Here is a 14,041-nt window from a genome sequence, read left to right as displayed (position 1 = left end):
CTGGGGTGGGGGAGGTCAGTTCAGAGGGACCACGCCCTTGCCGGCGAGGGCTTCGGCGAGGCGGTGGGAGTCGCCGGTGGTGGTGACGAGGTGGGCGTGGTGCATGAGGCGGTCGGTGCTGGCACCCGCGAGGGTCTTGGGCATGATCGTGTCGAAGCCTGAGGGGTGAATGTTGCTGGTCACCGCGATGGAGCGGCGCTCGTAGGCGGCGTCGATGATGCGGTAGAACGCCTCGGCGGCGTCCTCGCCGACCGGCAGCAGGCCAATATCGTCCAAAACGATCAGATCAGCGCGGCAGATCCGGGCGACGGTGCGGGCGGTGGACCCGTCGACCTTCGACTTGCCGATCGCGGCGGTCAGGGTCTCCAGGGTGAACCAGGCCACCTTCAGGTCCTTCTCGATCGCGGCCTGGGCCAGACCCTCGGTGAAGTGGCTTTTCCCGGTCCCCGAGGGACCGGCGATGACCAGGTTCTCGGCTCGGCCGATCCATTCCAGGGTCGTCAGGGAGTTCTGGGTGGGTTCGGGGATGGTGGAATCCTCGGTGCGCCAGGACGCGAGGGTCTTGCCGGTGGGGAAGTTCGCCGAGTGACGCCGAAGGCGTCGGGTGGCGGCGTCGCGGCCGGTGACCTCCTCGGCGATCAGCAGCCGTAGGACCTCGGCGGGGTCCCAGCGTTGGGCGCGGGCGGTGGCCAGGACGTCGGGGGCGGCCTTGCGCATGTAGGGCAGGCGCATGCGGCGCATCAGCTTGTCGAGTTCCTCGGGGATGGCGGGCGGGTTGGGGAAGGACATGGCGGTGCCGATCGTCTGGTGATGGATAGTCAGGGTGGGTGTGGTCAGCGTGGGTTGTTCTGCTGGCCCAGGGCTTGCCAGCCCGAGGTGCCGCTCTGGGCGGAGTGGCTCTCGTCCGCGCGCACGACCTCGCCCAGGGGCGTGCTGCCCTGGAGGTGTTCCAGGATGGAGACCAGGTCGTCGTCGGCGAAGCGTCCGGCTGTGGCTGCCAGCCCCAGGGCCCGGTCGACGTTGTCGCTGCCCATGACGGTGGCCAGCTCGACCGCGCGGGCCATCTTCGCGCGGATGCGCACCGCGCCGGCGGGTCCGGCCTCCTTGAGCCAGCGCCCCGCCCCGGGGCCGATGCCCACGAACGCGATCTCCGCCTCCGAGCGCGGTGCCAGCCGCGGCGCGAGGATGCTCCGGCCCTCGGGGTGGTCGGGGTAGTGCGCGTCGATGATCTGCGGGACCCCCGGGGTCGACAGCTGGTGGCGCCAGATCTCGGCGAGGTCGCCGGTGTCGGTGCGCGCGGTGATCGACAGTTCCTCACCCACCACCCGGCACCACACCCGCTGCCCGGTATAGCCCGGCGGCGTCGAGTAGCGCACCGCGTTGAAACTGACAGTCCGGTCCGCGCCCACCGTCCTCTCAGCGCCCAGCGCCAACGCCAACGGCTCGGCGGGAAGGACGTGCAAGGTCGCACGTTCGATCTCCAGCCGCAGGTCAGGGATCTGCGCGGTCGAGCGGTGGCGCCGCGCGTTGACCTCCAGGCACCAACTGCGGCAGGCATCGGCCAGCTCGGCGAAGGTGTCGTAGGAGGGCCGCAGGTTCGCGGTGGTGGGCACCAGGTCGGCCTTCGCGATGCGGACCGTGGCCTCCGCGCCGCCCTTGGACTCGGGGTCGTAGGGCACGCAGGAGACGATCTGGCAGCCGTAGTGCCGGCCGGCGGCGACCATCTGCGGGTGCCGCACCGGTATCCCCGCGATGTGGTCGACGGTGACGGTCTTCGCGTTGTCGGTCAGGATGTAGGTCGGCGCTCCGCCGATCCTGCGCAACGTGGTGTCCAGGCAGGCCACCAGGGTGCCCAACGTGCAGTCCCAGACCGGGATAACGACCCGGAACCGCGACCACGACAGCCACGCGCAGAACAGCCAGGTCCGCCGCCCGCCGATGCGCGGGCCCTCGCCCCAGTCGAACTGCAGCCACATCCCCGGCTCGGTGATCCACGGCCGGTAGGAGCGCCGCCGCCCGGACCGCCACGCGCCCTTCGCCGCGTTCACCGCCCGCCTGGTCGAGCGCGCACTGCCCGCGAAGCCCATCCGCACGAGCTTGTCGTGGGCCACGTCCGCCCGGATCGCCGCGTGGGTCTGGTCGACCCACTCCTCGATCTTCTCCAGGTAGGCGTCGATCATCTTCGGCCGCGGCGCGTGCTCGAAGGGATTGAGCCCGTGGTCACGGGCCTGGACATACCGCTTGACGGTCTTGGGGTCGTGCCCGCTCAGGGCCGCCGCCGACCAGACGGTCTCCGTCAGGTCGTACGCCTCAAAGATTTCCATGATCTCTCTGTCAGACTTCGTCATAGGACCTCTCCGGCCGGTAGCTGATGCTCGCAAACACCAGCAAACCGGACGGAGGGGTCTTCTTCAGATAAAGGGAGCGATCAGGAACACCACAGGTCAACAGGCCATCCACCTGGATTTCCGGTGGCCATCAGCCTGGACTCAACTGGCCGCACACCTGGACTCTGCCACGGCCGCCGACAACGTTCACAGCGGTTGCGCGTATCCGGTTCCCCGGTATCGGCCTGGTCGACTCCAGTCGCCGTGACCAGCGCGTCGCCGGATGGGGACAGCTGCTGTCCGGTCTGTGCTCGGAAGGCAGTCCGATCATCCGAGTGCAGGCCCTTCAACGACTTGTCCCCGAGTCCGGTGCTGCACTTCACCGGTGGCACGCCGATCACCTCGCCGACGATGCCCCGGCAGCGGCAGTGGAGATCACCTCTTCACTGCTCGGTACCGCGACCCTGGCGACATCGCATCGAGAGGCGTACCTGGCGTTCACCATGGATGCTGCTCGCGCAGCCGGCCCCATCAAGAACGCGGGCGGTGGCACCGTTGGGGCCGCAGCCGTCCTTGTTCGCCATCTGCGGGCGCTGACCACCTCGATCGGCTCCGCTGATCTCCAGGTCGAGGGGTGGCTTGCCCCCCGCGACCTGGCCGAGGTGCTTCGCACGGCTTTCGACCCGCACTCGGCGCGCATGTTCGCGGAACGCCGGGCATCCGCCAACGCCGCCGCTGTCCGCGGTCTGGAACCGACAGCTGAACCCGGAGTCGCCCCGGGCCTGGCCGGGCCCCTGGCCACGGAGAGCTCCCGCGCTCACTACGCCCACGACGGCGCCCTGTCGGTGACGTACTGGGTCGCGGAGTGGCCCAGGAACAAGGTCTACTCCACGGCCCTCGCTCCGCTGCTCGGCGAAGGCGAGCACCGTCGCGCCTTCAGTCTTCACGTCGAACCACTGACCCCCCGCGCCGCAGAACGCGAGGTCATGCGGGAACGCACTGCGCGTCACGTCGCCGTCAGCATGAGGCACAAGTCCGGCCAGATCGTTCCCGAGCACGAGAAGCAGGCTCTCCGGCACGCCGAAGCCCAGGACGCCGAACGCGCAGCCGGCCACGGTCTTGTCCGGTTCAGCGCCTACGTCACCGTCACCGTCACCGACGCCGCCCAACTCGAAGACGCCTGCTCAGCCCTGGAGGCCGACGCCTCCGGAGCGAGGATCGAACTCCAGCGGCTCTGGTTCGCCCAGGACGTGGGATTCGCCTGCGGCGCGCTGCCCGTCGGCATGGGCCTTCCCAAGAAGCGGTGGTAGACCGATGAGCCCCAGCCTCACCCGCCGCAAGGCGGCCGAACTCCCGACGTACGACCTGAGCCAGGTCCTCGGTACCTCCGCAGCACCGGCACCCGTCCAGAAGGAGAAGCGGGAGAAGGAGAAGCGTCAGCCGATCGCGCCGCGCCGCGGCTGGGCACGCCCCTACGGCGGCCGAGCCCCGATCATGCCCGCCGTGCCGGTCTTCCGCGGCAGCACCGGCCAGATCCAGGGTCTCTACCCATGGCTCTACGGTGCCTCGATCCCGCCGGTCGGGGTCTACATGGGGGTGGACTGTCTGGCTGGCGGGGCCTTCTCCTGCCACCCCATCGAATGGCTCCACCGCGGCCTGATCACCAACCCCAACATCCTGGTGACCGGCGTCCCCGGCGCCGGGAAGTCGGCGACGCTCAAGGCCCTCTCCACTCGCCTGGCGGCCTACGGGGTCAGGACCTTCGTCCTCGGCGACATCAAGAACGAATACGCCCCACTCGCGCGAGCCTTCGGCGTCGAACCCGTCGAACTCGGCCCTGGCCTCAAAGCCCGGCTCAACCCACTCGACGCCGGCCCGCTGGGCCGGAACCTGCCCACGGACGGCGAGGAACTGCGCGAGCGCCTGGACGAGATCCACCGCCGCCGGATCACCCTGCTCTCCTCGTTGCTCGTCATGCGGCTGGGACGAGACCTCACCCCGACCGAAGAGGCCGCGCTCTCTCTCGCCATCCAGCACGCCTCCGGTCAGGCGACCGGCAACAGCGAGCTGGTGGACCCGACCATCCCCGACGTCTGGGCACTGCTGCGCGACCCGCGTCCCGAGATGGCCGAAGACCTCCGGGTGCGTGACGCCGACGTGCGCGAGCTGCGGGAGATGATCCGGCCCGCCGCGGATGCCTTGGGCAACATGTGCCGGGGAAGCCTCAGCGGCCTCTTCGACCGTCCGACCACCGTCCGGCCGGACTTCGACGCGCCGATCCAGACCGTCGACCTCAGCCGGATCGACGGCCGCGGGGACGAGACCGTGGCCATGACCCTGGCCTGCGTCAGCAGTTGGGGACAGGCCGCCATTGACGAACCCGGCGGCCCGGTCCGACTGGTCGTCCGAGATGAGCTGTGGCGAGCCATGCGTGTGCCCGCCATGATCCGGAAGTTGGACTCGGACCTACGCCTCTCCCGAGCCCAGGGCACCATCCAGGTGCTCAGCACCCACCGACTGGCTGACTTCGAGGCCGTCGGTGCGCAGGGCAGCGAGGAGGTCAGCATCGCCAAGAACCTGATCTCCAGCTGTGACGTTCGGATCTGTCTGCGGCAGGACACCGCCCCGCTGGCCATGACTCGCGATGCCATCGGTCTGACCGACACCGAGTGCGCACACATCGCGTCCTGGAGCGGTGAGCAGATCGGCCGTGCCATCTGGAAGATCGGCCGCACGTCCAGTCACGTGGTTCAGACAGTCCTCTCACCGATTGAGCGGCAGCTGTACTACACGAACGAACGCATGGCTGTCTGATGGCTAGCAACAACAGCACGACCGCGCGCCGCCCCTTGCTCGACGGCCCGAGCGACTACCTGATCGTCATCCTGATCATTCTGGTTGTCGCCGTGACCATGGGAACCTGGGCGACCGGTCAACTGGCCGGCTTGCTCACCCACGCTGCTTGGCCGCCCGTGAGCTTCGGCACGGCCTTCGCCGTTGCTCGACAGCTCCCGCATCACCTCGGCGATCCCAAGCAGGCGTGGCCAGCTGCGGCACGCTCCGACCTGCCCGGACCGGTCGGCTTCGCCATCGCGGCCCTCTTGGTGCTCACGGCGATGGTGACGGTTGGCGCCTGGGTCATCAGGAACAGCAGCCGGAACCGCTCGGTGAGGGGCTTCGCCTCGTACAACCAGCTGGCCCGAGTGCTCTCCGCGAAGGCCGTCGTGCGCCGAGGGCCGACCGTGCGCCCCTCCCTCAGCGGTACCAAGTTCATGGCATCGGACGTCGCGGTGAGCCTGGGACGGACGCTGGCCGGACTGGCGCTGTGGGCGATCGTGGAGAGCAGCGTCCTGGTGCTCGCGGCACCGCGCCAGGGCAAGACCAGCCAGGTCATCATCCCTTGGCTGCACGCGTGGATGGGGCCAGCGCTCGTCACCAGCCTGCGCGGCGACGTGCTGGACGCCACCGCCCTGACCCGCCGCGCCGCCGGCCCGGTGGCGGTCATGGTTCCCACGGGAATGGTGGACTGGCCGGACCTGGCGCAGTGGTCCCCGACCTCCGGTTGCGAGAACTTCGGGAAGGCGATGAAGCGCGCCGACCTGATGGTCCAGATCGGGAAGGCCGAGACCTCCGACAGTTCCGGGGCCGGCTTCTTCGGAGCCACCGCAACGAGCCTCTTGGCAGGCTGGCTGCACGCGGCAGCGCTCACCGGCCGCACGATGGATGACGTCCTGACCTGGGGATTCAACCCCAGCATCGAGGAGCCCATCAAGCTGCTGGCCAACTCGGACAGAGCCGAGCACGGGATTGCCGCCATGATGGACAGCCTCTATCGGAACCCCGGCGATACCCGCGCGAACCTCTTCGCCACGGTCCAGACGGCACTGACGCCGCTGTTCGCGCCGATGGCCCGCGCGACCTTCGCTCCGGCAGACGGTCAGGGACTCGACATCGAAGCGTTCCTCAAGGACAACGGCACCCTCTACCTGCTCGTCGGGGAACAGGAGTCGCGGTCGCTGGCACCCCTGATCACAGCCTTCATCGACGAGTTCACGGAGACCGCGAAGCGGCTCGCCGACCGCTCACCCGGCGGCCGACTCGACCCGCCGCTCGGCATGATCCTGGACGAGGTGGCGAACGTGTCGCCGCTGCCGTACCTGCCCGAACTGCTCAGCTTCGCGGGCGGCTCCGGCATCTTCATCACGGCCATTGCCCAGAACATGGCCCAACTCCGAAAGCGCTGGGGCAAGGACGGCGCGGAGATGATCTGGGGAGCATCCACTGTGAAGGTGGCCCTCGGCGGTCTCGCAGGGGAGGAGCTGGAGGACTTCAGCAAGCTGGCCGGCATCTACCGGGAATCGCTGACCACCTACCAGTCCGGCACCCACGGCACGACCATGCAGACCACCCTCCAGGACCGGAAGACCATCACGCCGGACGAGATCCGAACCCTTAATGAGGAGAAGCGAGAGGCACTGATCGTCCATGCGACGACTCTGCCGACCAAGGCCGTCATGCAGCGCCACTACGAGGGACCGCACGCCCAGGACTTCGCGGCGGCCGTCGAGTGGGCACGCCAGTACCGCATCACGGATCAGGCGGCGGCGGCATGAGTATCGCTCTCACCGAGGCGGAACAGGCGAGGGGCGAGCGTCGCTGGGCCCGGGAACGCGACGGACGGCGGCCGGGAATCGACCCCTTCGACGAGGGGTGGTTCAAGTTTCCCCGCACGGCCCAGTCCGCTTCTGGCCTGGACGGAGCCTCCTATACGTCGGCGACCGACGCGAGCCGCAGCCGTAACTACGTGGAGATCACGAGCAACGGCTTCTTCGAGTTCGTGCGAACCGCTCAAGACCCTGCTGAGTGGATACGTGATCGTCGTTCGCAGGCTGCGCAGGCTCTTGTCCCACTGAGCGCAATCGGCGGCGACTGCCGAAGTGACCGGGAAGATGCGGTTCTGGCATTCCTCGTGCAGCGGCCGGCGGAGCTGCGCGAAGTGAACTGGTTGCCGGTCGCCACTTTCACGACCAACCGACGCTTCGAAATCTACGACGCCATGGTCTCTCTCCAGCTCCGCGGCAAGGAGATCACTCCTGAAGCCATGTTGTCCGTCATGGCCACCAGGCTGGAGGACATGCTGCCGCGGCAGACCTGGATGAGGCGGTACGACCTGCACGATTCCTCGGCCTACATCAGTCGGCTGATGGTGACGCCGAGCGACGCCATCACCGCCATGGAGGCGGCAGAAGCGCTTTGTGCTGCTGACCTCCGGGCGATCATCGAACACCGGCAGGGGCGGCCATCCACGGTGAAGCCCCCGTTGGCCGACCTTGCTCCGGACGATGCTCCGCTGGCTCTGGAGAGCAAGACCCAGCTCCTGCCCTTGAACGCTCCGACGCTTCTCGACGCTTCCACAACTCCCCAGGTCCGGCCATGACTGACAACGACTACCAGCCGATAGGCCGTATCAAGGGGCACCCCCGCGTGCGCCGCCCGCGGCTCCCGCGTCTGAACGCAGAGCGACGCAACGGCCAGAAGCAGGTCACCCCCAACACCGGCAGCGCCCCCGCACACCGGGGAATTGCCGAGTGGCACTCGATGAGTCCCGCCGAGCGGGCAGTCAACTGGGCAGAGCTCTGTGGCTGGGTGGTCTGGCTCTACGACCGCTACGAGCTGTCGGTCGAGTCCCGCCTTCCGGAATGCTGGGCTGAGCACCCAGGCATGATCGAAGAGCTCTGGGCACTGATGACGTGGCGGAAGGAGATCTACAACTCCGAGCAGCCCGCCGGCCAGGCCGCCCGCTACTGGCACACCGAGCTCCGGGCCGTGACCGCCAACGCTGCCGCCTACTACGCGTCCCAGTGCCGCACCGGGCATAAGGGCGCGACTGGAGGCGCCGCGAACTCCCCGGATCTTCAGCAGCAGTGGCTCAAGGCTGACCCGCTGCTTGGGATTCCACAGGGTCTGCTTGTTGCCCCGGCAGAAGGTGAGCAGCCGGCTCAGCCGGACACCATGACCGGCTCCGCGATGCAGGCCGCCATCTCAAACGGTGAAGCGAAGAGGCTCAGCCCGGCCATCCCTGAATATGTCCTACTCCATGGGAGTTGGTGGTTGGACGGAGGGGAGGACCGTTGGGTTCTCGTCTCCGACGACGCGTTCGCCGCAAAGCTCGACGCCTCCGCAGCGGCGATGGCGGAGGCGACAGCGGCCACTCAACGCCGGCGGGCCGCCCGCGACCTGTTCGGGGACGCCCCCGCTGACGACGAGCCTGGATCGAGGACCTGACCATGAGCAACCCCAACATCTCCCTGCGAGCTGAGCAGGCCGTCATCGGCGCTCTGCTTCAGGAGCCGGCCAAGCGGGAAGAGATCACCTACCTGCGGGCCGACCGCTTCACCCACCCCACCTACCGGGCCTTGTACTCGGAACTGATCGCCGGCGCTGCCGCGAAGACGGCGGAGCTTCCCGGGCAACTTGCCGACAGGCTTCGGATTCCGGGGGTCAGCGCGGCGTATCTGCGCGATCTCGCGGCGAGCGGACCGGCACCGGCGGACATCACGGTCTATGCCCGAATGGTCCAGGAGGCGTACGTCCGGGCTCAGCTCGCTGTCCACGTGGACAGAATCGCGGTCAGCGCTGCCGAGGCAGGGGGAACTCAGCCCAGACTTGACCGGCTGGCCCAGGCCCTCGCGCGCCAGGTTGCCCCGCCGGCTGCCGAGATACAGGTGGAGAGTGCTCCGCCGACGTACCGGCAGCCCGTGGCGGATGCCGAGTACACCGTGCCTGTGGAAAGCCGGGCCCGGCAGGAGGAGTTGGTCCTCGCTGACCTTCTGCAGAACGGGGACCAGGTGGCGGAAGTCCAGGTCTGGCTGTCCCCGGACAGCTTCGAGCCTGGCCCTCGCCGGGAGGTGTACGAGGCAATCCTCACCGTCTACGAACAAGGCGAACCGGTCAACGAGCTGACCGTCGCCTGGCAGCTCGGCCGCGACTCATCTGCGGTGGTCTACGTAGAAGAGGTGGAGGTCCGCCAGGAGCCCGCAGGCCCCGAGTACCTGGGACACCTCATGGCCACTGCTGTGGTGGTCGGAGCGGCGGTCGAGATCGGTCACGAGCTCTTCGTCCATGATCTTCGAACTGAACTTGCCGCCGACGCGAGCCGCATCGTTTCCAATGCCGAGCAGGCGGAGTCGGCAGTCACCCCCGCGATACTCGCTTCGCCGCCGACACCTGCCCACCAACCAGCGCAGCAGGGGCAGCAGCTCCATCAGGCCGCCGCTGGCATCCAGCAGCCGCCCGCGCAGCCCGCGCTCGACAATCAGCCGAAGATCCGGCCGTGAGGGGGGACGCCGTGACCAGCACGACAATCACCAGCGGACCTGCTGACCGCCGAGGCGGCCGGGACGCTCCGGTTGAGATCCGGCACAACGCGATGGCGGATGAGCTCGCTCGGGGGCGAGCCAGATACCTGAGCGCAACGATCAAGGACTTCGTCCGATACAGGGACGCTTGGTGGATCTTGGATCGTGACCTCTGGTTTGCCGTGGACGACGAAGACCTCATGGCGAGCTTGGACGCCGCTGCCGAAGCCATGGCCGCGGCCGATGAGGGTGTCAGGGCGAGGCGTGGTCCTGGTCGCGTGGGATAGCGGAGGCAACCCGGTCCTCTATCTCGCTCAGGGAAATCGATTTGCCAGCTGCGAAGACAGCGTGGACAACCTCAACCCGAATCCACCGGCTGATCATTTCGGGGTTGCTCTCCTGCCCGTGGACGGTCGGCCGCTGGGGGCAACAGGTTGAGGGTGTGCGGTAGCCGCCGTGCGCGGGTCGCGGCCTGTCCGAGGGGTTGTGCGGGGTCGGGAGCGGTTGGTGGCGCTGTCGCCGGTGGCCGTCGGGCCGTCGCGGTGCGGGATCTTGTGGCGGTCAGGCCGCCGGGCGCGGCGGTGGGGAGTGGACGGCCTCGAACAGGGCGGTGAAGGCGTCGCGCCAGGGCCAGTGCTCGGGCAGATGCACCGTCAATTTGGTGCGCGCGGTGCGCGCGAGCCGGGCCGGGACGTGGACCAGGTGGGCGCGCAGGGTCGCTGTGGTGGCCTTGGCGTGGAAGACCGAGGTCAGCGCACCGGCGGCCCGCAGCAGGTTGTGCGACATCGCCCACAGGGTCAGCCACGCGGCGTTGGCCTGGAAGTTCCCGGACGGCAGGTGGGCCAGAGGCCCGGACTTCCCGTCCGCGATCACCTGCTCCACCACGGCGTGCTGCCGGTGGTGCAGTTCCGCCTGCAGCACCGCGAAGGAGCTGTCGGTGAAGACGGGGTGGTAACGCCAGGCGGTGAACAACTCGCCCTGACCCTGGGCCACTTCGGCGTTCAATCGGCGGACCCGGCGCACGATCAGCCGGGCGGTGACGTGCTCGGACTTCCTTCGGCCGGTGAAGGCGGTGTAGGGGATCTCGGCGACCTCGGCGTCGGAGACCATCTCGCCGGTGTCGGGGTCGACGAAGGCGTCCGGGTAGCGGATCGCCGTCCAGGACTCCTGCGGGATGCGGGAGATCGCGCCCGCGATGGAGGGGTTCATGCCGGTGGTCAGGGAGAATCGGGCGCCGGCCCGGCGGCAGGCGGCGACCACGTCGGCGGTGTAGAACTTGCTGTCCGCGCGGACCAGGCGGATCCCGGTGCCGCCGGTCTCCTTCGCTATGGCCAGGGCCTCGCTCACGAAGCTCTCGGCTCCGCGGACGTCGGCGGCCTTGCCGCGGCGCAGGCGGACCGCGCCGATCACGGGCCGGGCGATCGGGGTGGACAGGGTGGCCAGGATCGGGTGCAGGGTGCGCTGGCCCTTGAGGCGGCCGACCTGCGCGCCCTGCTTGGCGTGGCCGTACACGCGGCGGTGGGTGGGGTCGATGTCGATGAACATCAGTGTGTCGGCGCCGGGCAGCAGTGGGGTGCTGCGGGCCAGTCGGGCCAGGAAGTCGCGGTGAACGCGGTGGAGCTGGCGGTTGTGGCCGTGGGTGAAGGAGCGCAGGAAGGTGCCCAGGGTGGAGGGCGCGCGGACCGAGGTGAAGGCGCGGTCCATCGCGCCGTGCCGCAGCCGCGCCGCGTCGTCGATGCTGTCCGCGCCCGCGCACATCGCGCTGATCAGCGACATCACTTTGGCGGCCGGGTTGGCTCCGCCGCTGTTGTCGGCGCCCTCGATGCGGAGCGCGGACGCGGCCAGTTGCCGCAGGCCGGCCCGCTCGGCCAGCCGGACCAGCGACAGCAGCCCGGCATCGGCGATCAGGTTCGGCTCGTCGAAGACGGCGGAAACCGCTGTGGCGGCATGGCAGGATTGCATCTCGCGGATGTTCTCTCGTTCTGGCGACTTGGTTCTGTAGGAAGTCCCATCGTCCCAGGTCAGAGGGCATCCGCGTCGTTATGTCCAGGCCTCGGACAGGTCATTCATCGGTGGATTCGGGCTCAAGTACGCGCCCGCCGTTGCCGTGATGGGCCTTGGCCATCTCCGAGCGTCGCGCAAAGCCGGCCTCGTCAACGAGGGCCAGCACCTGCTGTTCCGTCACCCCGTACTTCCGGGTTATCGCAGTCATCGGCGTATCGTTTTGCCGGTATGCCTCCAGTACCTCGGAGGCCGTATCGCTCCAGCACAGATCGTCCAACGATCCGGAGTCATTCAGCCCGAATCCACCGGCTGATCATTTCGGGGTTGCTCTCCTGCCCGTGGACGGTCGGCCGCTGGGGGCAACAGGTTGAGGGTGTGCGGTAGCCGCCGTGCGCGGGTCGCGGCCTGTCCGAGGGGTTGTGCGGGGTCGGGAGCGGTTGGTGGCGCTGTCGCCGGTGGCCGTCGGGCCGTCGCGGTGCGGGATCTTGTGGCGGTCAGGCCGCCGGGCGCGGCGGTGGGGAGTGGACGGCCTCGAACAGGGCGGTGAAGGCGTCGCGCCAGGGCCAGTGCTCGGGCAGATGCACCGTCAATTTGGTGCGCGCGGTGCGCGCGAGCCGGGCCGGGACGTGGACCAGGTGGGCGCGCAGGGTCGCTGTGGTGGCCTTGGCGTGGAAGACCGAGGTCAGCGCACCGGCGGCCCGCAGCAGGTTGTGCGACATCGCCCACAGGGTCAGCCACGCGGCGTTGGCCTGGAAGTTCCCGGACGGCAGGTGGGCCAGAGGCCCGGACTTCCCGTCCGCGATCACCTGCTCCACCACGGCGTGCTGCCGGTGGTGCAGTTCCGCCTGCAGCACCGCGAAGGAGCTGTCGGTGAAGACGGGGTGGTAACGCCAGGCGGTGAACAACTCGCCCTGACCCTGGGCCACTTCGGCGTTCAATCGGCGGACCCGGCGCACGATCAGCCGGGCGGTGACGTGCTCGGACTTCCTTCGGCCGGTGAAGGCGGTGTAGGGGATCTCGGCGACCTCGGCGTCGGAGACCATCTCGCCGGTGTCGGGGTCGACGAAGGCGTCCGGGTAGCGGATCGCCGTCCAGGACTCCTGCGGGATGCGGGAGATCGCGCCCGCGATGGAGGGGTTCATGCCGGTGGTCAGGGAGAATCGGGCGCCGGCCCGGCGGCAGGCGGCGACCACGTCGGCGGTGTAGAACTTGCTGTCCGCGCGGACCAGGCGGATCCCGGTGCCGCCGGTCTCCTTCGCTATGGCCAGGGCCTCGCTCACGAAGCTCTCGGCTCCGCGGACGTCGGCGGCCTTGCCGCGGCGCAGGCGGACCGCGCCGATCACGGGCCGGGCGATCGGGGTGGACAGGGTGGCCAGGATCGGGTGCAGGGTGCGCTGGCCCTTGAGGCGGCCGACCTGCGCGCCCTGCTTGGCGTGGCCGTACACGCGGCGGTGGGTGGGGTCGATGTCGATGAACATCAGTGTGTCGGCGCCGGGCAGCAGTGGGGTGCTGCGGGCCAGTCGGGCCAGGAAGTCGCGGTGAACGCGGTGGAGCTGGCGGTTGTGGCCGTGGGTGAAGGAGCGCAGGAAGGTGCCCAGGGTGGAGGGCGCGCGGACCGAGGTGAAGGCGCGGTCCATCGCGCCGTGCCGCAGCCGCGCCGCGTCGTCGATGCTGTCCGCGCCCGCGCACATCGCGCTGATCAGCGACATCACTTTGGCGGCCGGGTTGGCTCCGCCGCTGTTGTCGGCGCCCTCGATGCGGAGCGCGGACGCGGCCAGTTGCCGCAGGCCGGCCCGCTCGGCCAGCCGGACCAGCGACAGCAGCCCGGCATCGGCGATCAGGTTCGGCTCGTCGAAGACGGCGGAAACCGCTGTGGCGGCATGGCAGGATTGCATCTCGCGGATGTTCTCTCGTTCTGGCGACTTGGTTCTGTAGGAAGTCCCATCGTCCCAGGTCAGAGGGCATCCGCGTCGTTATGTCCAGGCCTCGGACAGGTCATTCATCGGTGGATTCGGGCTCAGCAGCGCGCTGGTGACGGCGGGCCGGTCAGCGACGGGGAGCTCTTGAAGCTGCCTGTTCCCCTCAAGGATCTTGTTGTGAATCGACCCGATGTCACGCCCGAGTCTGGTCGTTGGTCTCATTAGCCCCCCAGTAGATCCGATCTGCGGTGTTGATGATCCCAGGCGGGCACCTGGCCGAATGCTGGCTGGACGGCGCAGCTGTGCCCTGGCGCGGGCAGCAGTTGCAGCTCTCAGCCTGAGAGACTTGTTCACATGAAAGAGGTGCGCTGCGAGCGATGCGACAACATCATCGGCATGGGGTGTGCCTGCCCTGCTGACGGCAGCGTGCCCA

At 68.8% G+C, this 14,041-nt stretch carries 11 protein-coding genes; 6 read left to right on the top strand and 5 right to left on the bottom strand.

Annotation, left to right across the window (positions count from 1 at the left end):
- Nucleotides 1-15: 15 nt before the first annotated feature.
- Together istB and istA are read right to left on the bottom strand one after the other, a co-directional pair.
- On the bottom strand, nt 16-789 hold the full coding sequence (gene istB / locus ACXKR8_RS15475) for an IS21-like element helper ATPase IstB (RefSeq protein ID WP_458267423.1): 774 nt from the start codon (nt 787-789) through the stop codon (nt 16-18).
- 44 nt (nt 790-833) lie between these two features.
- Entirely contained in the window at nt 834-2,348 is a 1,515-nt protein-coding gene (istA, locus tag ACXKR8_RS15470) for an IS21 family transposase (RefSeq protein WP_458267424.1), read from the bottom strand.
- Between the two features lie 116 nt (nt 2,349-2,464).
- Here istA and ACXKR8_RS15465 point away from each other — a divergent pair, with 116 nt between their 5' ends.
- The 6 genes from ACXKR8_RS15465 to ACXKR8_RS15440 are packed head-to-tail and all read left to right on the top strand — an operon-like array spanning nt 2,465 to nt 9,664.
- Nucleotides 2,465-3,637, top strand: coding sequence for an SCO6880 family protein (locus tag ACXKR8_RS15465; protein WP_458274991.1), 1,173 nt, complete (start codon nt 2,465-2,467; stop codon nt 3,635-3,637).
- A gap of 4 nt (nt 3,638-3,641) precedes the next feature.
- Nucleotides 3,642-5,141 carry a VirB4 family type IV secretion system protein gene (locus ACXKR8_RS15460; protein WP_458273485.1) on the top strand — a complete coding sequence of 500 codons (1,500 nt, stop codon included), beginning with the start codon at nt 3,642-3,644 and terminating at the stop codon, nt 5,139-5,141.
- Complete coding sequence (locus tag ACXKR8_RS15455; RefSeq protein WP_458273484.1) at nt 5,141-6,940, top strand: type IV secretory system conjugative DNA transfer family protein; 1,800 nt, start codon at nt 5,141-5,143, stop codon at nt 6,938-6,940. Before ACXKR8_RS15460 ends, ACXKR8_RS15455 begins: the two co-directional genes overlap by 1 nt.
- The gene (locus ACXKR8_RS15450) at nt 6,937-7,764 is read left to right on the top strand and encodes a hypothetical protein (RefSeq protein WP_458273483.1); all 828 of its coding nucleotides are present in this window, start codon (nt 6,937-6,939) and stop codon (nt 7,762-7,764) included. The genes ACXKR8_RS15455 and ACXKR8_RS15450 overlap by 4 nt, the downstream gene beginning before the upstream one ends.
- The gene (locus ACXKR8_RS15445; RefSeq protein WP_458273482.1) at nt 7,761-8,612 is read left to right on the top strand and encodes a hypothetical protein; all 852 of its coding nucleotides are present in this window, start codon (nt 7,761-7,763) and stop codon (nt 8,610-8,612) included. Before ACXKR8_RS15450 ends, ACXKR8_RS15445 begins: the two co-directional genes overlap by 4 nt.
- A 2-nt stretch (nt 8,613-8,614) precedes the next feature.
- Entirely contained in the window at nt 8,615-9,664 is a 1,050-nt protein-coding gene (locus ACXKR8_RS15440; protein WP_458273481.1) for a DnaB-like helicase N-terminal domain-containing protein, read from the top strand.
- Nucleotides 9,665-10,246: 582 nt separating this feature from the next.
- Here the strand turns inward: ACXKR8_RS15440 and ACXKR8_RS15435 are convergent.
- From ACXKR8_RS15435 to ACXKR8_RS15425, 3 genes are all read right to left on the bottom strand, one after another.
- Nucleotides 10,247-11,647: an IS1380 family transposase gene (locus ACXKR8_RS15435; protein WP_458266600.1), complete on the bottom strand. Its 1,401-nt coding sequence runs from the start codon at nt 11,645-11,647 to the stop codon at nt 10,247-10,249.
- 100 nt (nt 11,648-11,747) lie between these two features.
- Nucleotides 11,748-11,966 carry a hypothetical protein gene (locus tag ACXKR8_RS15430; protein ID WP_462100530.1) on the bottom strand — a complete coding sequence of 73 codons (219 nt, stop codon included), beginning with the start codon at nt 11,964-11,966 and terminating at the stop codon, nt 11,748-11,750.
- A 217-nt stretch (nt 11,967-12,183) separates the two neighbouring features.
- A complete protein-coding gene (locus tag ACXKR8_RS15425) occupies nt 12,184-13,584 on the bottom strand; it encodes an IS1380 family transposase (RefSeq protein ID WP_458266600.1) in 1,401 nt (466 codons plus the stop codon).
- Nucleotides 13,585-14,041 lie beyond the last annotated feature (457 nt).

The sequence above is a fragment of the Streptacidiphilus sp. PAMC 29251 genome (assembly GCF_054208735.2).
The sequence above is the reverse complement of the archived record's forward strand: the minus strand, read 5'-3'. Positions and strand labels throughout refer to the sequence as shown.